A 24,387-nucleotide genomic window follows, 5' to 3' on the forward strand; every position below is an offset into this window, starting at 1 on the left:
AGTCAAGACTGCTTAAAGAGCCCACTCCTCAAATTTGAACGAATCTTCTCAGCCATTCACCGTGAATGGCTGAACTTACCGGGCCATGATCGCCCAGACATTCGGTATCCTCTGTAACCCTGTTTATTTGGCGGGGATATTCAGTAATTCGGTAATCGTAACCAGCTTGACCCCATCGTTTTTAAGCTTGCTAATAATGTTTGGCAGGGCCTTTACCGTTCCCGATAGATCCTCACCCGTTCCACCGGCAGCATGCTGCAAAATAATGGATCCCGGGTACACATGGGCAAGAATATTCCCCTCTACCTGTTCGGCCTTTAAACCTTTCCAATCCAGAGAATCTACGTTCCAATTCACAATTTTTTTGTGCTGACTCGCTAACCACTGGATTTGTCTCTCACTTATATTTCCATAAGGCGGCCTGACAATTTTCGGGGTAAATCCGGTGAATTGACGAATAAGCTGATCCGTTTTATTAATTTGATACCGAAACTCGGCGTCGGACAATTTCGGGAGATTCGCGTGATTGTAGGAATGATTACCAATTAAATGGCCATCCTGAACAATGCGTTTCATGATATCGGGGTGTGATTCAGCCCGGTTTCCAATCACAAAAAATGTTGCTTTGACTCCCGCTTTTTTCAAAACGTCAAGTATTTGCGGGGTGAAATCAGCATCAGGCGCATCGTCGAATGTCAAAGCGACTTCACGTTTTTTTGCAGAACCATTTAGCAGAAATGTACTTTGGTATTTATTTCGCAAATCCGATAGAGAGAGGGAATGGGGTTGACGGACTTTTTGCTCCGACCCATCCAATAGATCAGGTGTTGCAGACTGTGATTGTATTTTGGATTGCTCAGTCAGGCTGCGCGGTTCAGGCTGCGGCGCTTTTTGATCTATACTTCTTTGTGTACAACCAGAACCTATAGATAGAACGACAAGAAATGGAATGAGCCAATTTAGTTTCATGTAGTTGTGCAGCCCCCGTTTTTAAATTTTTTCATGTCATTTAGGTTGTTGTTATTGCCCATAAATTATACAGAATGAAGAATGAATGATGCGTTAATTTCAAGTTTTCCGCCGAAATCCCATAGAAAAAAACCGCCCTCACTTAGCGAAAGGACGGTTTTCTAATGGAATTCATTTATTAAACTTGAGAGATTCCGTTAATGATTTGGGTCAGTGCCTCCCTGATTGGCGTTGCTGGACGACCGAGCAGCTTTTCCAAATCACTGCTTTCGATCTCAAGTGTGCCTTCCCGGATGCCCTGCTGGATACCCACGAGAATAGGGATGACGAAGTCTGGCACGCCCGCGCCTTTCATGATTTCGGCATACTGGGCATCATCGACTTGCTGCACAGATACTTCTTTACCTAATACGGCTCCAATAACAGACACCAGTTCTTCTTGAGTCAACAGTTTGCCAGAAAGCTCATAGATCGTATTCTCGTGCCCCTCTTGCGCCAATACTGCTGCCGCTGCCTCTGCGTAATCCTGACGTGAAGCCCAGCCAGTCTTGCCTTTACCAGCAGATGTCACCCACGGCGCTCCTGCCAACACTCCTTGAATGCTCCCGATCTCATTCTCCAAGTACCAGTTGTTTCTCAGGAAGGAGTACGGAATTCCCGTTTTAATAATGGCTTCTTCCGTGACACGGTGTACGAGAGCAAGGAACAGCTTGCTTTCACTCGCATTTACTGCACTGGTATAGGCAATGAATCCAACTTGCGCCCGCTGCGCCGCTGCTACCGCATTAGTATGTTGGCGAATTCTTGTCTCGTTGTCCCCATCTGCTGATATGATTAAGAGCCGGTCGATACCCGCAAAGGCGGAATCCAATGTTTCCGGGCGGTCAAAATCCCCATGCCGAATTTCTACTCCCCGGGCTTGCAGTCCTGCTGCTTTTTCCGGGTCGCGAACGCTGACCGCTAATTGATTAGCGGGTATTGATTTCAGCAGCGTTTCAACTACTTTCGTTCCCAATTTCCCTGTTGCGCCTGTCACCAAGATTTTCATCTTCGCATTCCTCCTAATGTGATTAATTGTAATCAATTTCGTTATAACCGTATAGATTACAACATGTTTATATAAGAAGAAACGGCTTCGCCGTCTTTTGGCGGCAAAGTTAGTTTCTTCCCCAAAAATATAAGCATCGTATAGGTCAAATTTTATACTTTCTTATATTTAAATAAAAGCTCTTATGGGAGCTCTCATTTAAGTGAATCTTGAAGTGAGTTGACTCAATGTCGTTTGTGCCAACCTCTGTTCCATAGCGGATTGAGCCTCATACAATTCGGCTCGGAGAACTGTCTCGATATTCCGGCCGACTTGGCATCTTATATTCGGTTCTTCATGAACACGGAATAATTGGTTATCTTCAATCACATTAACAGCGCGATATATATCAAGAAGCGTAATTTCCTCAGGCGCCTTAAGAAGAGAAGCGCCACCTACCCCAGGACGTATTTCCACTAGCCCCGCTTTTTTTAACATCCCCATAATTCTTCGGATTACCACAGGATTTGTATTCACACTGCCTGCAATGTAGTCCCCGGTCAATTCGTTCACATTGACAGCAATCAGGGAAAGGATATGAACAGCCATCGAAAAACGCGTGCTAATTTGTTTCAAGGTAATCACCACCGTTGTAACCATTATAGTTACTACCAATTGTTATGTCAAGATTCATACCAGTCATTTTAAAATCATTCTTTACTAATCGTTCCCGTAATGATAAGATGACTTCGGGAGGTGAACTTGAATGGCAAGAAGCAAAGAATATGACGAGAATGCAGTTCTTCATAAGGCCATGCAGCTCTTCTGGGAACAGGGCTACGAAAAAACATCCATGGCTGATCTTGTTGAACATATGGGAATTCATAGAAGAAGCCTGTATGATACCTTCAGCGACAAACACGCATTGTTTCTCAAGGCTATGGACCGTTACGGAGAAATTATGGACAGAAATCTTGAGACAGGAATTAAAAAAGCTGAAACGGCTGATCAAGCTATACGTTTCATTTTCAAGTACACCATCGATAAAACCGACAATACCCCTACGGGTTGTCTGTTTGTAAATGCAGCAGTTGAGCTGGGCGCACGTGATGCTGTTACTGATGCCAAGGCCATTACGGGCTTTGCAAAGGAAGAACAGCTGCTCGCATCTATTATTCAGTGGGGACAGCAGAACGATGAATTCTCAACGGATTATGATGCCCAAGATCTGGCGGCGTCCATGCAAAATACGCTATTGGGACTAAGAGTACTGGCACGGACATCGATCAGCAAAGAAAAGCTTTACGATAGAGCCGCCATATTTATGAAGATTTTAAAAAAGTAAACCGTTTTTTTTTAAGCATAAGAGAATGATCGTTCCCGTAAAAATTGCACTTCTCGTCAAGAAATTTCACCCCCACCCACATACTATTAAAATTAAAGGAGACGATTTAGATATGACAACAACACAGGATTTAAACGGTAAAGTGGCATTGGTAACGGGCGGAGCCCGGGGAATTGGATTGGAAACGGTTCGCGGTCTGGCTCAATTAGGAGCTACGGTAGTAATCGGTGCGCGTGATGCTCAAAAAGGGATGGAAGCCGCTCAACAATTTAAAGAAGAAGGGTTCAAAGTCGAAAGTATTAAACTCGATGTCACTGTGCATGAAGATAATGTGGCAGCTTATCAATACTTGAATGAGAACTATGGAAAGCTGGATATCCTGATTAACAATGCAGGGGTTTTGCTGGATCAGGAAAGTGTGTCCATCGAGGTTATCAACCGGACAAGTACCCTGTCATCGAAGGTTTTGCGGGATACATTTGATGCCAACTTCTTTGCTCAAATTGATCTGACACAGCTTCTTTTGCCGCTGATTCGCAAATCTGATGCCGGACGCATCGTCAACCTTTCCAGCATATTGGGCTCACTCTCCCTGCAGGCAAATCCTGACTCACCCCTTTATTCCGTGAAGACCTTTGCGTATAACGCATCCAAAGCAGCGCTCAACGCCTTCACCATACATTTGGCAGCGGAACTCAGGGGCACACCGATTAAAGTTAATTCCATTCATCCGGGTTGGGTTAGCACCAGAATCGGTGGCGGTGCAGCGGATATTGATGAGGTGGAAGGCAGCCGTACGAGCATTATGGCGGCAACATTGCCTGAGGATGGTCCAACCGGCTCCTTCTTCTTCCTGGAAAACACGCTTCCTTGGTAATCCATACATGCCAATTCCATCTGAAATGCGGGAGGCATAAGAAAAGGACGATTACCTGTATTCGGTTGGCTGCTATTGTAGATCGATAAGGGCGGCACAAAAGTGCCGCCCTTATCATTGTGTGGAAGTAAGTATACATGGAAGGTACTGCAGGATAGTGAAAAGATAGATGGTACGCTCTTATTCCATGACTGCAGGGGAACCTGTTGCAGGCTAAAGAAGCTTGTCTTCCACCGGTTCGGAGACGGCGACGCTGATCGAACGAAACTCGCTGCCCCAATTGATGGTCGGGTCACCCTCCCTATGAGGCCGGCAGGCGCAGTAGAAGTGATACAGAATCCCATTATGCCGGACGACCGAAGGCTTGTGCGCATGTATCGAATCGATGCCGCCTTCCTGCCCGCTGGTCAGAATCGGCTCCCGATATTTGCTCCATTCGGTCAAGTTATCCGAAAGAGCGATACCCTCCTGGGCATGCTTGCCGTCGTAGCCGAAGAAATACATGACCCAGCGGTCTCCGTCGCGCAGAACGCATGGATCGCTCACGAACCGCGAATCCCAACGGTCCGGAGATACCTGAAGCACGGGATTGCCGGCATGCCGCTCCCAGTCCGTCAGATTTGACGACACGGCCAGCCCTGTCTGCTCGATCCATGGACGTCCGCCATCCGGGATATTTTTGGCGTTGTAGAATAAATAGAATTTCCCTTCATGCTCCAGCAGACATTCCTTGTACAGGCCGCCCCGTTCCCACTCGGCACCTTCCTCCGGGGTAAGAATCGGTTTCGGCAGACGATTCCATGTCAGCAGGCTTTCATCCTCTGTCCAGGCAAGGCCGAACCGCCCCGCTCCCTCCTCGTAGCCATCCTCCGGATAGGTATGATAGATCAGCCAATAGCGGTTTTTCCATTTTTTCAGCTTCGGCAGCCCATTCAGATCATTTTCGCGGAGAATCCAGCAGCCGGCCGTATTTTTGCTGTCCCAGCCGTTGCCATCCCCGCGCTTCAGAATAGTTCCGAGATGCAACCAGTCCAGCAGATTTTCGCTCGTCGCCAGCGCCGTTTGATAGCCGATGCCGTTAAATCCGACGTACATCATGTAATAGGTGCCGCCATGCCAAAATACAAACGGACAATCGACCGCTTTCTCATCGAATGCGCCCGGCTCGCCCGAACCGGTCAACACCGGCCTGCCAAGCTTACAGGGGGTCAAATAACGGGCAATATCCTGCTTTTCCATCGGAACCGCATCCTCTCGCTTGGTTCATCATTTTGCCGGAGTCCAGCGATTTTCCCGCGGAGACAGCCGCGCTAATGGATCTTGCCGGCCGCCTTGAACTCCCTTCTCCGCCTCGTCCATCCTCCAATTCCACTCGTTCCTCTTGATAACCGCAGGATTTCTAAAGGAGATAATACCAACTTCATGCTTGGAATCCAAACTTTTTTCCGTTGTTTCTTGCGCCGCTAACGAAATTCAATTCTCAGGACATTGGCGTGTGGGGACGGCATTCCTCCTCCTAGTTGCACCGTCAAAGCGGTGCTGTTACGGCTCCATTCCAGGTTTTCATTCCCGCCGATCAAATCAATGCGGATGATGGACTTCGATGAAAGTCCAGCTCCATCGGCGAGACTGTTTATGCGCAGCTGTTTCTTATTCGAGCCCCCCCATTATAATGGCATAAAGGATGTTGTCTTTTGTTGTAAAACGGATATCATTGGTCGAAAATCCATCTTCCGCCGCCACGTTGAAAGTGCCGGATTGAGTTTGCTCTTCAATTTGATCGACATCAAAATTGGAGTCCTTAACTTCCGTAGCTCCCTCCCCGAATACCGTAAACGGTCGGCTCCCAAAGATGGCTTCACCATACTGTGACAGCCAGTCACCGATTTCATAAAGGACGGATTTCGCCTCGTCCGCGAATGTTCCATCCGCTTTCGGTCCGACGTTAAGCAGCAAATTTCCGTTTTTGCTGACCACGTCACACAGTTGCCGTATGATATCTCCAGCTGACCGGTAGGTCGCACCCTCTATATAACACCATGTCCGCTTGGCCTCCAGGCGATCGTCAATCTGCCATTCGAAGCTTTGTACGTCTGAAAATCTTCCCCGCTCCAAATCCACGATACCTGAGCCTGGGGGAAAATCCGTCTGCTTATAGCTGATTACCGTATCGCTTCGCGAACCTGGTCTACTGTAATAATGCTCCAGGAGCCGATGCTTGTAACGCTCGGCTATAATGTTCGCACGGCTGTCGAAGTAAACAAGATCGGGGTTGTAGGTATCGATAACTTCGACAACTTTTTCCATCCATACCTGGTTAAATTCGTCATCCGGTAATCGCCATGGAATATACCGGTTTGTCTCCAGTGGAAGCGCCTTGCCGTAAAATCTCTCATTGTCAGGATGATATACATCTGCGCTGGGATCAGTAGACATGAACCATCCCCATAGCCACTGATGATGAAAGGTCGCGATGAAATGCAATCCTCTTGTCCTGATTGCCTCTCCGAACTCCCCCACGACATCCCTTCGGGGTCCATAGTTCATGGAGTTTACCGGGTTAATTTTGCTGTTCCATAGAGAAAAATTGTCGGCGTGCTCCGTAACAGGGCCGGCATATTTGGCTCCTGAACGAACGACTAGCTCGGCCCAGACGCTGGCATCGAATTTTTCTGCTGTGAAGTCCTTATAGAAATCCTTATATCCGAATTCGTTCAGCATGCCATACTTATTGACATGATGCTCGTTCTGCGGGAGCCCTTTGGCATACATGTTTCTGGAGTACCATTCATTCTCGCATGCTGGCACACTATAAGGTCCCCAATGGAAGAAGAGACCAAACTTTGCGTCGCGAAACCAATCCGGAGTTTGGCGCATCAACGGGCTCCAATTCATGTCAAATGACGTTTTCGGTGTTTGCGGAGTATCCTGCATATCAATTCATTCTCCTTTTCCTTTTTTATTCGTCCTGCCTCTGAAGCGCTTCTTTCCACCAATGAAGATTTAATTTTGCTCTTTCTTGTCTGGGCTGCGACCACCGGGCGGGTACGGATACGTATTGTCGTCGAAGGTCCGCCCTTCCCAAGCGAAGAAATTCTCGAACAGCGGTTTGGATATCGGCCCCAGCTTCTGGCCGAGATTCAATTGATCGTACCATTCCTTGAATTGCCGGAGCCTTCTCGTGCCAACCGCGAAGTCCGTTCGCGCCACGATGTAATGGAATGCCCGGCGTTTCGAAGTGGACAGCGCCTTACCCCGGTGCAGCACGGCCTGGTGCATGAACAGAGCTTCACCCGGCTCCAGCACGAGCACTTCCTGGTTTGCCACCGGCTTCGTCGTGCCGTATATGGTGCTTTCCTCTTCGCTCAGAGGCCTTCTGTGCGAGCCCTTGACCACATGAAAGCTCTCTTCCCGGTAGAGCGCCGTATTCCACTGCAGCCATCCCGGAGGGATGCCTCCGTCCGTGGAATAAGAGTCCTGCTTGCCGTCGCGGTGCCAATACAAGTCATACGTGATATTGACCGGCGACCATAAAGCCTTGAGTCCATACAGCTCTAGATCCGGGCCAAGTAAGCATTGCAGGGCAGAAATCAGCTTCTCGTTCTCCAGGTAGTCGGTAAACTCCGGTTCGTACAGGTCGGGATGGAGAAGCCAGTCAGCCCCCCATATTTCCTTCTGCTCCTCCTCGGTCGGCGATTCCGTATTCGTCTTGCCCCCGATCAGTCTGGCATTGTATTCCTCCTTGGCATTCGGATGCGCCCTGACTTTTTCCACCATACGTTCGTATGCGTCCCTGTAATTTAGCAGCTTCTCCGATGGAATCATGTCCTTTATCACCAGCACGCCATCCTCGTAATACGTTCGTTTCTGATCTTCCGTCAGCATATTTTTCCTCTCCCTTTTGTGCTTTCTCCTTCTATCATTTTTCAAGGAATGTCCGACCCTGCTGGACGCTCTCCGAGTCTGAGCGATAGCTCATCATTTTCCGGTAATGATTTGGGGTTACATCGAATAACCGTTTGAACGCCCGCCTGAAGGAATACGGACTATGGTAGCCAACGTGACTGGAAATATCCTCGATGGTCCGATCCGAATGGAGCAGCAGCCCGGCAGCTTTATGCAAACGAATATTCTCCAGAAATTCCGATACATATTCGCCGATCTGCTCCTTGAACAGCTGCGAGATGAACTTCTCCGGCCGGCCTTCCCGTTCGGCGATCAGATGCAAATTCAACTCGGGGTTACCATAGTTATCTTCCAGGTAATGCTTGATTCTTTTCACAGTGCCATGATCCGAATCTTTCTTCCGCTGAAGGACCAGCGTGCCATACTCGGCGATCACTTGCTCCGCCGCTCCCCGGACCTGTGTCAGTCCATCCTGCAGTTGAATCCGTTTCAGCAGCCCTTTTAGCCGTTCCATCTCTTTCGCATCTCCAAATACTTTCGGATCAAACGATTTGAGAAGCGTCGCCTTAATCTCATCAACAAAGTCGTGCGCCATTTCCGCCGATAAATCCCGCTCTCTGAAATTCTGGTCGAAAATTTGCCTCAAAATTCGGATGGCCTCGGAAATTTCGCCGGTTTTCATGACGTTCATCAGGCGGAGTTCCAAATCTATCGGATAATAATAGAGAGCGCTTTCTTTGGTCGTTTCATGATACCAGAACAAACTGCCGCCCTTCATGAGGGCGCAATACTCCATCGTTTGCTTGGCTTCGTCCAAAGAACGGTAAATATCGCTATAGCCCGTAAATAACCCCCCCATTGAAACCGTAAGGGAAATATGATGGTTCTTTGACAGAGTCCGGATGAGAACGGTCACGACTTTCTCGATATCGCCGACCGCCTTAAGCCGCTCATCCCGGCACACGGGAAACAGGATGGCAATCTTGTCCAGATGGAGATCCGTTGTGTACGGAATTGAATCCGCCTGATGCAGCGTCTGCTTGACAAGGAGGCGAGCGGCATTCAGCTCGTCATAAATCTCGGGGCTTTCCATCCCGCCGTAGCCGTTAATTTGTATAATTCCAACATATCCGAAGTCCCCCTGAAATTCGATGCCCGCCTGGACAAGAGCGGCTTCAATGCCGCTCGATGTACTGAATTCCCCGTGAAGCAGGCGTTTCATGACGGCATCCCTGAGAAGGGGAATCTGCTGCTTCAGCTCGGCCTCCAGGAATTTATTGCTGGTTATCAATCGGGAGATGTTGCCCCTCAGGAAATCATATTCGTTGACTGGCCTGGACGTTTCCGGATGTATCTGCTCACGGATGATTTCCGTCAAGGAGTGGATCGGAGAACTGTTCCGGTAGGCCATTAACAGGCAAACCGCAAGTCCGATCAGGAAAGTGCTCCCTGTCACGATCCAGGTGATCCGTTTAATAATGGAAGCATTCTCCATTAACGTCTTCCTGGGTATTCCTGCAATATAGTACCAGCCATTATAATCAGACCTGTCGGAAATCAACAGCGTCTCGCCGCCCTGAATGACGGACGCATTCGGATTCTCCAGTATCGAGGCGGTATTCATGGCTTCGATACCAACCCTGTCGATCCCGGAGGAGGCCATAATATTGCCTTCCGGGTCGGCGATATATGCCCATCCCCCGAACCGCTGGGGGATGCTTTGGAGCATGTCGCTGATTTTCTTCTGATCGATCAAAACCACTACCGTACCCTGCGGCTGCGTAAAGCCCGACTGCAGGGATTGCACATAAGTAACGACCGGATAAGTTTGTTCGCCTCTGATAAAAGCCTGGCTCGGAAGAATTTCCCGCTGGTGGCTTTGGTTAAGCGTCTGCTTCCATTGCTCATAGGGAAGATCCGCATAATGATGAAGATTGTAATAGTGCTCAGGTCTGTTGAACACAGACCCTGGCGTTATCACGACGTCGTGAAGATTGAGATAAATATAGAAATCATTTAGGAAATCGTTCGTCTGGGCATAAGCCGATATATCGCGCGATACCTCCCAGAGCCGGTAAACCCGACTGTCTTCGTCATCAAGTGTTCTCGCCATGATTCGGTTCAAATCATGATTGACCGATAGTTGCCTGGCAAAACCGTCGACTTCATCCATTCTGCGTTCCAAGATCATTTTGCTTTGGCTCAATAACGACATGCTGCTCTCGATCGAACTGGATTTGGCGATGTCTATCGATACCCGGGCGGAGATAAAACCGGCCAGAAGAGGAATCAAGAGTATGACGATGTACGAAATCAAAAATCGTTTAAATACTTTAGTGAAGTTCGATTTGTACATGGCTGTTACCCCCTGAAATTCATGATCATCTTCCATTTATAATGGAAACGCTCACGCGTTTACCGGCAGCACGTAAAAGAGCAGCGAAAACACTGAAGATACACATGGTTCACTCTCTATTGTTTCGCAAGATATTGGTCATACGCCTGCTGCTGAATCTCCAGATAGCGTTTCAGATTCAGCTGCTCAAGCCCTTTTACGTAGGTATCCCATTCTTTATCGATATCTTTCGAGCCGGTCACGAATTGCAGCAAATTCTGTTGAACGTAATTTTTGATGTTGGTTTCCAGCATCGCGAACTCGTCCACAACCGCGGGGTCGTACCACATCGCCCAATATGGAAAAATCTCTTCCGGATACAGATTCTCGTACAGATATGTCGCCTCCTGCAGCCTTCGCTCGAAGCCGCCTGCCGAATAGATGTCCGTCGACGATACCCATCTGTCGCGAAATTCCCTCGGTTGGAAATACTGGGCGATGGCCGCCCAATCGGTGTTGGGATACGCTGTCCCCGGCTCTGTGGGAATCCGGAAAAACAAAGGCTCCACCTCCTTGTTCAAAGCAATGTCCCCTTCCTGCGGCTTCCGCCAGCCGACTCCTTCTTTGCCGAGATATCCGAGCATCTGTCCTTCTTCCGTGAATAAATAATCCAGGAGCTGGATCGCCTTGATCTTCGCTTCCTCGCTAGCCTTGTTCGTCAGCGCGAAGGTCCCGCCAACCGTGCTCGTCGAGCCGAGGGTAGTGAACCGCTTGCCGCTTGGACCTGTCAGCGGAGGGATGACATCGTATTGTTTCTGGTAGTCCAGATTAGTCGGCAATCCGGTAGCGGCGCCCATCAGAATTCCATCCGCATTATTGGCCAGCTGGCCGAATGCCTCCATATTCTGCGTGAATGCGCTGGGGTCAATTAACCCTTCTTTATAAATGGATGCAAGATAGGCCGTCCCTTCCCTCCATTCCGGCTGAATCGGCGCATAGCTCACTTTGCCGCCATTCACCAGCATACGGCTGTTATTGTCATCATAGATGAATGCGTTCATCAGAAACGGTATGATCGACGCGGTCGTGTGACCGGTCTGTCCGATTTCGTCCTCTTTACCGTTGCCATTCGGGTCCTGAGTTTTGAACGCCTTCATTACGGCTCTGAATTCTTCTGTAGTAGTCGGCATTTCCAGCCCCAGTTTTTTCAGCCACTCGTTGTTGATCCAATCCTTTGCCCCGTGCTGGCAGTGAAAGCATTCAATCAGCTGCGGCACCGCATAAATATTGCCGTCAGGGGACGTTGCGATAGCCCGGAAGTTCTGGTCGCTGTCAAGCACAGCCTGAAGATTCGGCGCATGCTCCTTGATCAGATTGTTCAACGGAAGCAGTATTCCTTGTTTTCCATATTGAATCATTTCCGAAGCCGAAAATTTGTCCACCCATGGAATCATCAGGAAGAGCTCGGGATAGTCGCCGCTTGCCAGTGCGATCTTTCTCTCCTCCACGGCCGCACCGGCATCCCAGGTCGTGACCTGAAAATCAAAATCGATACCGAATTTCTGCTCCACATGCTGCGTAAACCAGTTCGTGTCGAGGTTGTAATTCGTTCCTTGCGCGGTGAACGTTTTTATGGTGACCCGCGAGGACGCCTCCCCTTCCGTCGCATTATCTCCGGTTTCTTCTGCGCCCTCTGCAGGCGGAGTTGCCGCTCCTTCACCGTTGTTCCCATTGCCGTTGGAGCAACCCGATAATACAAGCATAACGGTCATCAGCAGCATGAAAGTAATAACTGACGTCTTCTTCAAATGATACCATCTCCTTTTTATTGGATATTGCGGCCCTTCCCGTTATCAAGCCTGTTTGTATCTATACCGGACTGTTTCACAGACCATCCCGCAGTATAATAGGATGTGCAGCAATCAACCCTTGATCGAACCGATCAGCATGCCCTTCACAAAATATTTCTGCACGAACGGATAGATGATAAGCACCGGCAGACTTGCGATTACGATCAACGAATACTTCATCAGGTCGGCAAGCATCTGCCGATCCAGGACATCACTCGCCTCCATGCCCATGGTTCCCGTATTCAGGATAAGAATATTGCGAAGAGCCAGCTGCAGCGGAATCAGTTCTTCCGACCGCAGGTAGATCAAGGCGTCAAAATAAGCGTTCCATTGCGAAATTGCGTACATAAGCACCAGGATTGCAAGGATCGGTTTGGCTAGCGGAAGGACGACCGACCACATAAAACGAAGATCTCCGCAGCCGTCCATCTCGCTTGCTTCGACCAGTTCGTCCGGAATGGCGGATTGGAAAAAAGTACGGGCAATTATGACCTGCCATACGGCTATCGCCTTTGGAATAATCATCGCCCAGCGGGTATCGAGCATCCCCAATTCTTTCACGACCATGTACTCCGGTATAAGTCCGCCGCTGAACATCATGGTAAAGATGATCAGGAACATGAAGAGGGTGCGGCCATAGAAGGTTCTCCGGGATAGCGGATAGGCAAGCACAACGGTTAAGAAAACGCTTACGAGAGTGCCGAAAAAAGTGTAGAAGGCGGAGTTGCCGTACCCCACCATTACCTGATGATTGTTAAACACCACCTTATACCCGATAAGGGAAAAATCGACGGGCCACAGCCATACCTTGCCCGAAGAGACGGCTTCCGGAGCGCTGAACGATGAGCTTACGATAAATGTAAGCGGATACAAAATCACTGCGAGGACCACGATGAGAAATATGTAAACCCCCGCCAGAAACAACCTGTCTCCGAAGGAATCCCTGATTCCCGTATTGGATTTGCCGACAAACATATGCCTTTCCCCTCTCCTTCCTTCCTCTCCTGTCGTCCCTACCAAAGTCCGCTGCCCGACACGCGTCTGGCCACTGTGTTAACTGCAATAAGCATAGTCAGGTTGACGACCGAATTGAACAGGCCGACAGCCGTGGCGAAGCTGAAGTTGTTGTTTAATAAACCCAGCTTGTACACATAAGTAGCCATTACTTCGGAGTGGCTCAGATTAAGCGGATTTTGCAGCAGAAATACTTTCTCAAAACCGACAGCCATAAGTGATCCTACCGTGAGGATCAGGATGATCACCGCTGCAGGCAAAATACCGGGAAGATCAATGTTCCACATCTTCTGGATTCTCGATGCTCCATCCACTTTGGCCGCTTCATACAAAGACGGATCGACGCCGGCCAGTGCAGCCAGATAGATAATGGCAGAATACCCGGTTGTCTGCCAGGCGTCCGACCATACGAATATTGACCGAAAGAATGTTGGAATCCCAAGGAAATTAATCGGCTCCAAGCCCAGCGCAGCCAGCATGTTGTTGACGATTCCAAGCCTTGGATTCAGCGCCAGAATGATCATGGAAACGATTACAACCGTCGATATGAAATACGGCGCATAAGTCACCATCTGTACGGTTCGTTTAAACCAGCCGTTGCGGATCTCATTCAGAGCCAGAGCCAGGATGACCGGCAGCGGGAAGCATACCGCCAACTGATACAGATTAAGAAGCAGCGTATTTTTGATCAGGGTCCATGCCGCCGGATTTTCAAAAAACATCCTGAAATGTTTAAAGCCAACATTCGGACTATTCAGGATTCCGCTAACCACGTTGTAATCTTTGAAAGCGATCACGACGCCGAACATCGGAATGTATTTGAATAGAATGAAATACAGGACCGGAGTGATGATAAGCAAGTAATACTGCCAGTGCCTCCGAAGGCTTCGTTTTGCTTTCTCCCATTCGGTGGTATGGATAACCGGTATATGGGCAACCTGTTTTACCGCTTGCGTTTTCAAAAAGATCCCTCCTTAGGTCCAATAATAGATCATTTCCTTCCCTTGTGAAAGAAACACTTCCGCCAGAGGGAACACTTGCTTCCGCCAAGAGGGAAAGCGCGCTGTTGCTGGTGAAAACGCTATAGAAAAACCGAAAAAGCGGCAAAAGATACATTTGGCGACAATGGAAACCATTGAGGATTTCCTTGTCCGTCGCCGCGATTGGCTTCAGCGCTACGACAAAATCATGCGGCCGGAAGCTTTATCAAAGCTTCCGCGGATTCATCATTTCCCTCCTTATCGAATCACCTGTTCTCATCTGACCTCAACATGCTTACGGGTGAAGCATTAAATTGATCTGCTTCCGGACATCCTCAGGTTCGAACAGACGCTGCCACCCCTCTTGAAAAAGCCGCTTTTCACCATATTCCGCAGCGATCAGGCAAGCATCGGACATGGGATTACCCGCTATTCCGAAAGCGACAGCCAGCAGGATGTTAAGATGGCCGAGCATAAAATCTTTGGCAGCCTCCTCCGGAACTCCACTGCGTATGGCTTCATCCATGGCAGCGCGCAGCATTAATGCGGCTGCCGCACCGATGGTTTCTGCCATGGCGGGCTCCAGCATGGCCATTTGCTCCAGCGTAACGCGGTGAGACCGCATAACCGGAGCATACATCCGCTTCGCAAGCTCTTCGGCTCTTCCGTAATCTTCCTCCGAGCCCTGGACCAGCGTACAGACTACAGCCTGCTTCGCCGCAACGCCGCCAAAAAAATCACGCTTCGCTTCGGGTTCTGTCTCATCGTTGAAAATCGGAGGATGGCAGGGATGCGCGACAAAATAACCTATATCCCCGCGCTCGGGAAGCTGGCCGATATAGGCCGCCGCAGGATCCAGTAAGATCAGCATGGCACCGGAATTCATGAGCGGCACGATTTCTTGCGAGACCTGCTTTATCGCGACATCCGGTACGGCCAGAATGACCATATCCGCACCCTTGACGGCATCATTCTGCGGGACTGCCCTTAAACTTCGGGCTGCCAGCTGCTCCAGACCAATCAATCCTGTCTCAACAAATCTCATTTCGTATTCACTGCTTCGGAGATTGTCCGTGATTCTGCAGCCCATCTTTCCTCCGGCTCCCACCAACACGACGGTCATTTTCCGATAATCTCCCATCTTACTCATCTCCCGTTCCAGGTTTGGCCGACTTTAATAAGCTTTTCTGGAAGTATTTTGCAAATCAGCTATCCTTATGGTTGCCGGTTGCCCTGAAGCACCCTGCCGAAAAAATCTTCTTCTCCGACCTGTCCGCCTTTGAGCACCAGCTCCAGTCCGTCCAAAACTTCCTCATGCGAGAACATCCGGCACAGCGGGCATCCAGGCACCAGCACGTCGATACATTCCAGCGCGTAGCCGCCAAGCTCCCGCGTTACATAGCCTGAAGTATCGCCTCCCGCAATCAGTACGCGCGTCAGCTCGAAATCCACAACCAGCATTTTTACCATCCGGCCCATTTCCCTGCCCAGAACAAAGCTGCTGTCTTGAATCCCCTGTCCGTTCGTGAGGAGTGCCGTCTGAACCTCCTGGATACTGCCGTCTCCAGGTCCAATAGCGGAATAGAGAATCAGGCTCCGCCCGGCTCCGATGACCGCGCGCGCTTCGCTCAGCAGCTTTGCCCGCGCCTGATTAGCGGTCTCTCCGCCCTCTATCCATTCATGAATGGGAACGCGGATTCCTTCGAATCCGTGGTCCATCGCCCAGCGGATTTGAGACTCTGTCACCGGTGAACAGCTGCCGGATACAGCCAGCAGCCGCTCCACGCTTCCCGGCTTCTCTCCAGCAGGCATGCCGGCAGCTGGACCAGGCAGACAGGCCGCCAATGCATATTCCACCCCTGACGAACCGATGACGAAGAGACCGTCCGTACGCCCGGCTTCTTCCCAGATCAGACGTCCCGCCGTTTCCAGCCGTCTATCGTCCAGTACGTCGAACAGCACCAGGTCCGGCTGTTCATTCCGAATCAATTCCTCCAGTCGGCTCCTGGCCTCATCCAGATCTCCATCCAAAGACACCACATCCATCAGCGCTGTCGGCATATCCGTTTGTTTTTGCAGATGCAGAAGCAGATCCGACTCCTCCATGGGCGTTGCCGGATGGCGGGACATCGTCGGATGGCGGTCCAGCCGGTAAATATCCATGCCTCCAGCCGCAAAGTGGTGGCCAAAGACCGTGAATCGGCGTAAATACGGCACGCCCGCAATCAAGGGAATATATCGTCCGCCAAATACGCTGCGGCCCACTTCCGCCACACGGCCGATGCTTCCGATCCCCGGCGAGGAATCAAAGGTTGAGCAGATTTTATAATGCACGACCACTGCTCCGGCTGAGCGCAATACCTCGAAGATAGGCCGCAGCTCCCGCTCCATCGCTTCAGGCGGCAGTGAGCGGCCGATGCCTGCGATTCCAAAACAGTCCACCTCCGCGAAGCGCTCCTCCAATTCTTCAGGGGACGGCGTATCAAGGAACAGCACTGCGCGAAGACCTGCTCTGAAAAGCGCTTCCAATACATCGGTGGAGCCGGTGAAGTCATCGCCGTAGTAGCAGAGCGGCCTGGGCTGCCTGAATGCTTTCGCAGGCTTCGCATTGTCATTCACGGCTATTCCCTCCCCCCGTACTTTTCAATTGCCCGTTTCAAGGCGGAGTGGCGTTCAGCATACTGTTCAAGCGGAATGCCCTGAACAGCCGCTTCCCAGCCGAGCTTCATACTCTCGAAGCCGGCCGCCGGACCGTCCGGATGCGCCAGTATGCCGCCGCCAGCCAGATGCATGACATCAAGAGTGCCGGCGGCTTCATAAGTTGCAGGGGCTGTTCCCGCCCACTGCATGGAGGAGATAACGGGCATCGTCTCATAACCGCCGAGCAGCGGGGCCATGCAGGCGCGGATTGAACGTGTCACCGACTCATTACTTTCATAAAACTTACTATTAAGACCATTGACATGAAGATGATCAGCCCCGGCCAGTCTGCACAGCTTCTGCCAGGCCGTGAATTCGATGCCAAGCATCGGGCTGCGGGTCAGCATGCCCCATTGATTGCGGTGTCCGTGAATGGGCACCTCGCTGTACCGGTTAAGTTCGGCAAGCCCCGTCAGTCCGATGCTCAGAATACTGACCATGACAGCGGTGCCGCCGGCTGCAACCACCAGATCATGGTTGCGGCGCATTTCGCCGATATCGCCCGTAATATTGAAGGCATACATCAGTTTCCGCCCTGTAGCGTCCGCAGCCTTGTCGACCGCCGCCATAACCGCCTTGACCTTCTGCGTGAGCGGCGCGAAGGGGGGGTTGGCATTCAATTCGTCATCCTTGATAAAGTCAAGGCCGGCACGTGCCAGCTTTTCCACAAGTACGGACAATTCATCCGGCCTGAGGCCGATGCTCGGCTTGACGATCGTGCCCAGAACCGGACGGTCATAAGCGCCTGTCAGCCTGCGCGTTCCCTCGATTCCGAATTTCGGCCCGGGATACCGGGCGGCAAAGGCTTCGGGCAGCTCGAGATCGATCAGCCTCAGCCCTGACATCTCGCGCATTTCATACAGATTTCCGGCGACTGCGCTTAAGAGATTCGGTATCGATGGACCAAAATTATGCATCGGAAAGGATACTGCAATGCGGCCGCGCCGATACTTCCCGTCATGCTGCGCTGATACTCTGGCGCCGGGCAGTGATGGAGCGTCCACTTCCTCAAGAGGCTCGATAAATTCGACGACTGCCGCGTGTTTTTCTTTGAGTTCAGCGGTTTCGCCCGGAACCGCCGTAAACGTGCCTGTCGACTGTTCGCCAGCTATCGCGTCTGCAGCCTGTTCCAGCGAAAGGGGCGTTTCTGCCAGATAAACTGCGATTACGCGTTCACCGTTCATTGTATCCCCTCCAGCTCAATACCGAATCGAGGGGACGAAAATACCGGTTTGCCGGTTGCTTCCCTAAGTGTCTTCTCCATGCGAGCCATCGAGCCTTGTGCCAGCACGATAACGTCCGCCTGGTCTGCAATGCGCCTCGCCGTTTCCTCTAAAATTCGGTCATGTCCCTCGTGCTTTCCTTCCACAAGCGCATCAAATGCTCCTTCCGCCAGTCCGCTGACCAGTGTGATTTGCCGGCCAAGGAGCTCTGCCTGCTTGCGGAGCAGCAGCATCGTTGGGTCCAGCGTCGACGGCAGCGTGGCCAATACGGCGATCCGGTCATATTCGGCGGCGGCCTTCGCTGCCATCGCTTCGTCAATCTTAACGATCGGTATCCCAATCATCCGGCGTGCGGCATCCGCGACCTCGCCGACAGACGAGCAGGTATTCAGGATCACATCGGCTCCCATTTCTTCGCCATTGTGGTAATACTGCACCAGCCGGCGCGCGACCGAAGGCGGAATGCTCCCGGCGCGCACAACATCGCCGATCAGACTGTCATCGATAATATTAACGAGCCGGACACCAGGCAGCATTTCCTGGAACAGTGCCTTTAGCGGCTCGGCCAGCCCTTGCCCGGTATATACGGCAGCTACGGTTTTCATTAAAGGACCTCCCTGGATTCAATTTCAACCGGATCGCGAATTGAATAATTTCTGGAAATCGCGTTTTGGCAAATTCCTTATCCGGGTACCTTCCGGCATCAGCATATCTCTTGGACAGACGGGAATCGGACCCGCTCCCGGATCCGATTCCTGTCATTCGCCTGCCGGGCAAAGCGCCATTCTGCGGGATAAGCTTAAATGAGCTTACTATTTCTCTTCATATTTTGAATCATATTCGATATCATCAAAGGCTTTGTCTTTCCATGAGAAGAAGTTTTCGAACAGCAGTTTGGACGATGGACCCAGCTTCTCCTCTAATCCCAGGTTTTCATACCAGCCTTTAAATTGCTCAAGCCGTCTTCTGCCCACGCTGAAATCCGTCCGGGCCAGAATATAATGAAGCGCCCTCCGCCTGGAGGATGCATCCGCCCGTCCCCGGTGAAGGACCGCCTGGTGCATGAACATAACATCTCCCGCCTCTAGCGCGCAAACCTCCTCGCCTGCGACCTCTTCAACTGTTCCGTACCTGGCATTCTCTTCATCGGTCAAGGGTCTCCTGTGGGAGCCTCTGACCACCCGGAAACTTTCTTCCCGGTACAGCGCCGTATTGAATTGGAGCCAGCCCGGCGGAATACCGCCGTCCGTAGAGTAAACGTCCTGCCTCCCGTCCCGATGCCATCGCAAATCATAAGTCACGCTGGCTGGCGACCATATCGCTTTGAGGCCATAGAGGCCAATATCAGGACCAAGCAAGCTTTTTACGGAATTTATCAATCTCTCATTCTCCAAATAGTCGGTAAAGACAGGCTCATACAGTTCCGGATGCAGCAGAAAATCGGCTCCCCAGCATTCAGCTTTGCTCGCTTCATCGAGTTCATGCGAATGGTTGTTCGTTTTTCCGATAAAGCGTGCGCCGTACTTTTTCCGCCTGTCGGGGTCGGCTTGAACCTTCTCTACCATTCGCTCGTAGGCGTTTCGGTATTCCGGCAGCTTCTCCGGCGGGACCATTCCCTTTAGGACAAGGATCCCATCTTCTTTATACCTCTCAATCTCTTCTTCCGTTAACATGACCATCAGTCTCCCTTCAAGATCATCAACAGGCCTGCCGTTCAATAATCCTCTTTTTTAAATTCCGGATAAGGATACGAAGCGTCGTCGAAGGCTCTGCCTTCCCAGGCAAAGAAATTTTCGAACAGCGGTTTTGCCGTAGGGCCCAGCTTGCCCGCAAGCCCCAGCTCCTCGTACCAGCCTTTGAACTGTTCAAGCCGCCGCCTGCCTACGGCGAAGTCCGTCCGGGCCAGAATATAATGAAACGCCCGCCGCTTGGATCCGCCATTCATCTCGGCCTGGGCCTTGCCGCGATGCAGCACCGCCTGATGCATGAACAGGACTTCCCCCGCTTCCAGTACGCAAACCTCTTCGCCAGCAACCTCTTCAACCGTGCCGTATTTGGCGTTCTCTTCATCGGTCAACGGCCTCCTGTGGGAGCCCTTGACGACCCGGAAGCTCTCTTCCCGGTAAAGCGCCGTATTAAATTGGAGCCAGCCCGGCGGTATGCCGCCGTCCGTGGAATAAACCTCCTGCTTCCCGTCCCGATGCCAGGCCAGATCGTAATTCACATTAACCGGAGACCACAGAGCTTTCAGTCCATATATGCCGATATCGGAACCAAGCAGGCTTTTCAACGAGCTTATCAGCTCTTCGTTCTCCAAATAATCGGTAAAGGCAGGCTCATACAGATCGGGATGCAGGAGCCAATCGGCGCCCCAATACTCCTGTTCGGTATTGCCTTGAGCAACCGTAGCCGCTGATTTCGTTTCTATCTTGTTCTTCGATTTGGCCCCGATAATCCGTGCGTTATATTTCTCCCTGCCGGGGTAAGCGCGGACCTTTTCCACCATACGCTCATAGGCATCGCGGTATTCCTGCAGCTTTTCCGGCGCAATCAGGCCCTTCAGGACAAGGACACCGTCTTCATAGTACCTCTGTTTTTGTTCTTCAGTAAGCATGGCTATCTCCTTTTTAGATCGTATTTTTTCAACCTAATCTTCATATTTGGTGCCATACTCCGCATCGTCAAAAGCTCTTCCTTCCCAGGAAAAAAAGCGGTCAAAAAGCGGCTTAGCCGTAGAATCCAGCTTCTCTTCCAGCTTCAATTCTTCATACCAGCCTTTAAACTGTTCAAGCCTCCTCCGTCCTACCGGAAAATCTGCCCTGGCCAGGATATACTGGAACGCCCGCCGCCTGGTGGAAGCATCCGCCCGCCCCCGGTGAAATACGGCCTGGTGCATGAATAAAGCGTCTCCTGGCTCCAAAGCGCAGATTTCCTCATTGCTGACATTTTCCACCGTTCCGCACTTGCGGTCTTCTTCTTCGGTCAACGGCCGCAAATGCGAGCCTCTCACGACGCGAAAGCTTTCTTCCGGATAAAGCGCGGTCATAAACTGAAGCCAGCCTGGCGGAATACCGTCTTTCGAATACACTTCCTTCTTTCCGTCACGATGCCAGGTAAGATCATAGGTTGCATTCACAGGGGACCATATGGCTTTCAGTCCGTAGATGCCAATATCAGGGCCAAGCAGGTCTCTGAGCAAGGATATTAGTCTCTTGTTTTGTAAGTAATCGGTAAATTCAGGCTCATAGAGAGCAGGATGCAGAAGAAAATCGGCCCCCCAGCACTCGATTTTACGATCATCCTCGGGCGTATGAGTTGGAATTCCCGTTTTATCACCGATTATGCGCGCTCCATACACCCTCTTCTTGTCAGGATGTGCCAGCACTTTCTCCCGCATCCGCTCGTAGGCTTCCCGATAGGCCTGTATTTTCTGCCGAGGGACTACACCCTTCAAGATGAGAATGCCTTCTTCTTTATATTTCTTAATTTCCTGCTCTGTTAACATGGCCCGCTCCCTTCAAAAATTATTGTTCCGGCAGCCCCCGAACCGTTCTTGTCGAGAAGGGGAACGGGGCATCCTAACGCCCCTGGACAAATCTTACTTTTGTTTCAAGGTATCCAAATATTCAGAAAACTGTGATTTTACGGCTTCACTTATCTTTTCGAGGCCGGCCTTTTTAAGCTCCGCTCTAAATTCTGCCAGCCATGAATCGACATCTTTGACCAAACCAAGCTCCAGAAGAGGAGCATATTTAATTTTCACGTTGCTGACTGTCGCCATTTCATTGGTAATATCCGAGTCATCGAGTCTCAAATTCAAGAAAACGGGACGAGCAGCTCTTGTTTTTCTTTCATCGGAAATCACTTTTACAATAGGCGGTTGAGTGACCGCAGTACGCTCATGCGCCCCTTTCAAGCCCCAGGTGCCGCTGCTGCCGAAACGGTATTTCTCCTGATCCGGGCCTGGCTCCCATTGATCGTCTCCTACGGGATTCCAGTGTTTACCTTTAATACCCAGACGGAACAGATTGTTATATTCCTCATCATATTTAAATTTATCCAGTGCCATAAAAGCTCTTTCCTGATGCTTGGATTGCGCCGGGACCGCCATTCCGTCAGAGGTGTATTTTGCCAGCATCAATGTTTTGCCCGTCGTAATGTCGTAAATCTCCGGTTTCCATTCCGGATTCTTCTTTTCTACCGTTTGCTGTGTTACGGCAAGTGTTCCAATGTTCCAGACAAGCGAAGCGGACGTGCCGTTTTCAAACGCATCCCGTGGCGAGGTCGAGTTGGAGACAGCGGTTTTGGACCAGAAGCCCTTATCCGCCCACACTTTCATTTTTTTTACATAGTCTTCATAATACGTGGAATCGTATTTTAACTGCAGATCGTCAGCGCTGACATCATCGGGACCCGCGCCTTTGTAAACATGGAAGAACTCGGTATTTGCCGAAGAAACAAGTTCATTCATCGTATCCAGCAGCAGGCCTTTGATCTGATCGTTATTTTGCGAAGCTGCATACGCAAAAATGCCATCTTCATTCTCAGCCACAGCATTGTAATAGGCTTCCAGATCATCGACTGTTTTGATTTCCGGAAGATTGTACTTCTCTCTCAGATCTCCGCGGATCAGCACCCCCTGCGCGCTCGGGAACGGCGTTAAGCTAATAGGCACAAAGTAAGCTTTACCGTCGATTTTTGCCTGGTCGAAGGATGCCGGGTCCTGTGCTTCCCAAGTCATCGGCATGTAGGTTTTCAGGATGTCTTCCGTCACTTCCGCAAAGGCGCCTTTCGAAGCCTCCTGATCATACAAAGCCCAATCTCCGGTATAGATGAGATCAACCGGTTCCCCCGTAGCGAAAATCAATGGATACCGCTGCTGGTAATCGCTCAGAGAGATGATTTCCACTTCAATCGACGCGTTCAAATCCCGTTCGAGCAGCTTGTTAATTTCGTCATCCACAAGCTGCATATCCGGATCTGCATCACCGAGCATGACCATTTTTAATGTCACATGCTCTGAAAGATCGGCTTTCCCTTCACTGGCGGTGTTGTTTGCCTGGGAGCTGGCTGAAATTGCCGTGTTGGCTGGCGTCTCCGCATTGCCGCTGCATCCGGCCAATACGAGTGCAAGCATTAAAAATGCGGGAATGAGACTGGATTTCCCCTTGAAGCTTTTCATTGTTTTATCCCTCCCCTAATCTGATTGAGAAACGATATTTGAACCGGCGCAGCCTGATCCGGCTTTACCCCTTGACCGAACCGATGGTAAGACCTTTCACGAAATATTTCTGAACAAAAGGATAAAGAAAAATAATAGGGCCCGTGACGACAATCGTTAACGCCATTTTCATTGATTCTACCGGGAAAGACGGAATATAAATCCCTGACTCCTCCATGACCTTTCGCATTTCCTGGATGTTGCCCAGAAGCCTGTATAGAAAGTACTGCAGCGGGAAGAGCTGCTTATCGGTAATGAACAGCATGGCATGGAACCAATCGTTCCAATACATCAGAGCGGTGAACAGTCCAATGGTGGCGACAACCGGTTTGGACAAGGGGAAGATCAGGGAGATGAAAATTTTAAAATCCCCTGCGCCGTCAATTTTCGCCGATTCTGTAATCGCATACGGAATACTGCGAATAAAGCCTTTGGCGAGCAGGATGTTCCAGACAGAAATGCAGCTTGGAACGATGAGCGCCCATATGGTGTCTCTCATGTGTAAATACTGGGTGATCAGGATGTACCACGGAACCAGTCCTCCGTTGAACAGGGTGGTGAAAAACAGCAGGAACGAGAAGCGGTTGCGCCATGAGAAATCCGGCCGCTGCAGCACATATCCTGTCATGGTGCTGATGAATACGCCCAGAGCGGTGCCGACAACCGTAACGCAAATGGTGACCATATAGGAACGGACTATAGTTCCGGGACTCATGAAGATCAGCCGGTATCCTTCAACGTTGAATTCTTTGGGGATCAAGCTGTATCCGTTTCTGAGGATATACTCCTCGCTCGTAAAAGAGGAGGAAATAATCATCACGAAAGGGATCAGGCATATTACAGCGAAAAACACAATAACGGGATAACTAAGGAACAGGAAAATCTTCTCGTCAATCGTTCGTTTACTGATCACGCTGACATCTCCTTTCCCATGCAAACC

21 protein-coding genes are annotated in these 24,387 nt (G+C 50.6%); 2 read left to right on the forward strand and 19 right to left on the reverse strand.

What is annotated here, in order from left to right; genetic code table 11:
• Positions 1 to 123 precede the first annotated feature (123 nt).
• From ACFOLF_RS08080 to ACFOLF_RS08090, 3 genes are all read right to left on the reverse strand, one after another.
• A complete protein-coding gene (locus ACFOLF_RS08080) occupies positions 124 to 969 on the reverse strand; it encodes a polysaccharide deacetylase family protein (protein ID WP_210037932.1) in 846 nt (281 codons plus the stop codon).
• Between the two features lie 178 nt (positions 970 to 1,147).
• Positions 1,148 to 2,017, reverse strand: a complete 870-nt coding sequence (locus tag ACFOLF_RS08085) for an SDR family oxidoreductase (protein ID WP_210037933.1) — start codon at positions 2,015 to 2,017, stop codon at positions 1,148 to 1,150.
• A 198-nt stretch (positions 2,018 to 2,215) separates the two neighbouring features.
• Complete coding sequence (locus ACFOLF_RS08090; RefSeq protein WP_210038084.1) at positions 2,216 to 2,632, reverse strand: Rrf2 family transcriptional regulator; 417 nt, start codon at positions 2,630 to 2,632, stop codon at positions 2,216 to 2,218.
• Between the two features lie 130 nt (positions 2,633 to 2,762).
• On the opposite strand from ACFOLF_RS08090, the gene ACFOLF_RS08095 reads away from it, so the two are divergent.
• Positions 2,763 to 3,341, forward strand: coding sequence for a TetR/AcrR family transcriptional regulator (locus ACFOLF_RS08095; protein WP_210037934.1), 579 nt, complete (start codon positions 2,763 to 2,765; stop codon positions 3,339 to 3,341).
• A 112-nt stretch (positions 3,342 to 3,453) separates the two neighbouring features.
• Positions 3,454 to 4,218, forward strand: a complete 765-nt coding sequence (locus ACFOLF_RS08100; protein WP_210037935.1) for an SDR family NAD(P)-dependent oxidoreductase — start codon at positions 3,454 to 3,456, stop codon at positions 4,216 to 4,218.
• 213 nt (positions 4,219 to 4,431) lie between these two features.
• Here the strand turns inward: ACFOLF_RS08100 and ACFOLF_RS08105 are convergent, their stop codons facing one another.
• The 16 genes from ACFOLF_RS08105 to ACFOLF_RS08180 form a co-directional block, all read right to left on the reverse strand.
• On the reverse strand, positions 4,432 to 5,457 hold the full coding sequence (locus ACFOLF_RS08105) for a hypothetical protein (protein ID WP_210037936.1): 1,026 nt from the start codon (positions 5,455 to 5,457) through the stop codon (positions 4,432 to 4,434).
• Between the two features lie 411 nt (positions 5,458 to 5,868).
• Complete coding sequence (locus ACFOLF_RS08110; RefSeq protein WP_379219436.1) at positions 5,869 to 7,152, reverse strand: alpha-L-fucosidase; 1,284 nt, start codon at positions 7,150 to 7,152, stop codon at positions 5,869 to 5,871.
• Positions 7,153 to 7,221: 69 nt separating this feature from the next.
• Complete coding sequence (locus ACFOLF_RS08115; RefSeq protein ID WP_210037938.1) at positions 7,222 to 8,103, reverse strand: phytanoyl-CoA dioxygenase family protein; 882 nt, start codon at positions 8,101 to 8,103, stop codon at positions 7,222 to 7,224.
• Positions 8,104 to 8,137: 34 nt separating this feature from the next.
• Positions 8,138 to 10,480, reverse strand: a complete 2,343-nt coding sequence (locus ACFOLF_RS08120; RefSeq protein WP_210037939.1) for a helix-turn-helix domain-containing protein — start codon at positions 10,478 to 10,480, stop codon at positions 8,138 to 8,140.
• A 116-nt stretch (positions 10,481 to 10,596) separates the two neighbouring features.
• Positions 10,597 to 12,267: an ABC transporter substrate-binding protein gene (locus tag ACFOLF_RS08125; RefSeq protein ID WP_379114018.1), complete on the reverse strand. Its 1,671-nt coding sequence runs from the start codon at positions 12,265 to 12,267 to the stop codon at positions 10,597 to 10,599.
• A 114-nt stretch (positions 12,268 to 12,381) separates the two neighbouring features.
• The gene (locus ACFOLF_RS08130) at positions 12,382 to 13,284 is read right to left on the reverse strand and encodes a carbohydrate ABC transporter permease (protein ID WP_210037940.1); all 903 of its coding nucleotides are present in this window, start codon (positions 13,282 to 13,284) and stop codon (positions 12,382 to 12,384) included.
• Positions 13,285 to 13,322: 38 nt separating this feature from the next.
• On the reverse strand, positions 13,323 to 14,252 hold the full coding sequence (locus tag ACFOLF_RS08135; protein WP_379114114.1) for an ABC transporter permease: 930 nt from the start codon (positions 14,250 to 14,252) through the stop codon (positions 13,323 to 13,325).
• A 346-nt stretch (positions 14,253 to 14,598) separates the two neighbouring features.
• On the reverse strand, positions 14,599 to 15,444 hold the full coding sequence (locus ACFOLF_RS08140) for a phosphogluconate dehydrogenase C-terminal domain-containing protein (protein ID WP_379114016.1): 846 nt from the start codon (positions 15,442 to 15,444) through the stop codon (positions 14,599 to 14,601).
• 74 nt (positions 15,445 to 15,518) lie between these two features.
• Positions 15,519 to 16,922 (reverse strand): four-carbon acid sugar kinase family protein, encoded by a 1,404-nt coding sequence (locus ACFOLF_RS08145; protein WP_210037941.1) that lies wholly within the window; start codon positions 16,920 to 16,922, stop codon positions 15,519 to 15,521.
• Between the two features lie 2 nt (positions 16,923 to 16,924).
• Complete coding sequence (locus ACFOLF_RS08150; protein ID WP_210037942.1) at positions 16,925 to 18,187, reverse strand: ribulose-bisphosphate carboxylase large subunit family protein; 1,263 nt, start codon at positions 18,185 to 18,187, stop codon at positions 16,925 to 16,927.
• Positions 18,184 to 18,831 carry an aspartate/glutamate racemase family protein gene (locus tag ACFOLF_RS08155; protein WP_210037943.1) on the reverse strand — a complete coding sequence of 216 codons (648 nt, stop codon included), beginning with the start codon at positions 18,829 to 18,831 and terminating at the stop codon, positions 18,184 to 18,186. The genes ACFOLF_RS08150 and ACFOLF_RS08155 overlap by 4 nt, the downstream gene beginning before the upstream one ends.
• Positions 18,832 to 19,038: 207 nt before the next feature.
• Positions 19,039 to 19,899: a phytanoyl-CoA dioxygenase family protein gene (locus ACFOLF_RS08160; protein ID WP_210037944.1), complete on the reverse strand. Its 861-nt coding sequence runs from the start codon at positions 19,897 to 19,899 to the stop codon at positions 19,039 to 19,041.
• Between the two features lie 41 nt (positions 19,900 to 19,940).
• Positions 19,941 to 20,840 carry a phytanoyl-CoA dioxygenase family protein gene (locus ACFOLF_RS08165; protein WP_210037945.1) on the reverse strand — a complete coding sequence of 300 codons (900 nt, stop codon included), beginning with the start codon at positions 20,838 to 20,840 and terminating at the stop codon, positions 19,941 to 19,943.
• A 33-nt stretch (positions 20,841 to 20,873) separates the two neighbouring features.
• Positions 20,874 to 21,731 (reverse strand): phytanoyl-CoA dioxygenase family protein, encoded by an 858-nt coding sequence (locus ACFOLF_RS08170; protein WP_210037946.1) that lies wholly within the window; start codon positions 21,729 to 21,731, stop codon positions 20,874 to 20,876.
• Positions 21,732 to 21,824: 93 nt separating this feature from the next.
• Entirely contained in the window at positions 21,825 to 23,408 is a 1,584-nt protein-coding gene (locus tag ACFOLF_RS08175; protein WP_210037947.1) for an extracellular solute-binding protein, read from the reverse strand.
• 64 nt (positions 23,409 to 23,472) lie between these two features.
• On the reverse strand, positions 23,473 to 24,360 hold the full coding sequence (locus ACFOLF_RS08180) for a carbohydrate ABC transporter permease (RefSeq protein ID WP_379114014.1): 888 nt from the start codon (positions 24,358 to 24,360) through the stop codon (positions 23,473 to 23,475).
• Positions 24,361 to 24,387 lie beyond the last annotated feature (27 nt).

It is taken from the genome of Paenibacillus sepulcri (assembly GCF_042647105.1).
Lineage (GTDB): Bacteria > Bacillota > Bacilli > Paenibacillales > Paenibacillaceae > Paenibacillus_Z > Paenibacillus_Z sepulcri.

Coding starts and splice junctions, on each gene's coding strand:
- ACFOLF_RS08080 (WP_210037932.1), bottom strand. CDS start 969: ATGAAACTAAATTGGCTCATTCCATTTCTTGTCGTTCTATCTATAGGT.
- ACFOLF_RS08130 (WP_210037940.1), bottom strand. CDS start 13,284: ATGTTTGTCGGCAAATCCAATACGGGAATCAGGGATTCCTTCGGAGAC.
- ACFOLF_RS08100 (WP_210037935.1), top strand. CDS start 3,454: ATGACAACAACACAGGATTTAAACGGTAAAGTGGCATTGGTAACGGGC.
- ACFOLF_RS08150 (WP_210037942.1), bottom strand. CDS start 18,187: ATGAACGGTGAACGCGTAATCGCAGTTTATCTGGCAGAAACGCCCCTT.
- ACFOLF_RS08110 (WP_379219436.1), bottom strand. CDS start 7,152: ATGCAGGATACTCCGCAAACACCGAAAACGTCATTTGACATGAATTGG.
- ACFOLF_RS08165 (WP_210037945.1), bottom strand. CDS start 20,840: ATGCTTACTGAAGAACAAAAACAGAGGTACTATGAAGACGGTGTCCTT.
- ACFOLF_RS08095 (WP_210037934.1), top strand. CDS start 2,763: ATGGCAAGAAGCAAAGAATATGACGAGAATGCAGTTCTTCATAAGGCC.
- ACFOLF_RS08155 (WP_210037943.1), bottom strand. CDS start 18,831: ATGAAAACCGTAGCTGCCGTATATACCGGGCAAGGGCTGGCCGAGCCG.
- ACFOLF_RS08120 (WP_210037939.1), bottom strand. CDS start 10,480: ATGTACAAATCGAACTTCACTAAAGTATTTAAACGATTTTTGATTTCG.
- ACFOLF_RS08115 (WP_210037938.1), bottom strand. CDS start 8,103: ATGCTGACGGAAGATCAGAAACGAACGTATTACGAGGATGGCGTGCTG.
- ACFOLF_RS08140 (WP_379114016.1), bottom strand. CDS start 15,444: ATGGGAGATTATCGGAAAATGACCGTCGTGTTGGTGGGAGCCGGAGGA.
- ACFOLF_RS08085 (WP_210037933.1), bottom strand. CDS start 2,017: ATGAAAATCTTGGTGACAGGCGCAACAGGGAAATTGGGAACGAAAGTA.
- ACFOLF_RS08170 (WP_210037946.1), bottom strand. CDS start 21,731: ATGTTAACAGAGCAGGAAATTAAGAAATATAAAGAAGAAGGCATTCTC.
- ACFOLF_RS08160 (WP_210037944.1), bottom strand. CDS start 19,899: ATGTTAACGGAAGAAGAGATTGAGAGGTATAAAGAAGATGGGATCCTT.
- ACFOLF_RS08105 (WP_210037936.1), bottom strand. CDS start 5,457: ATGGAAAAGCAGGATATTGCCCGTTATTTGACCCCCTGTAAGCTTGGC.
- ACFOLF_RS08175 (WP_210037947.1), bottom strand. CDS start 23,408: ATGAAAAGCTTCAAGGGGAAATCCAGTCTCATTCCCGCATTTTTAATG.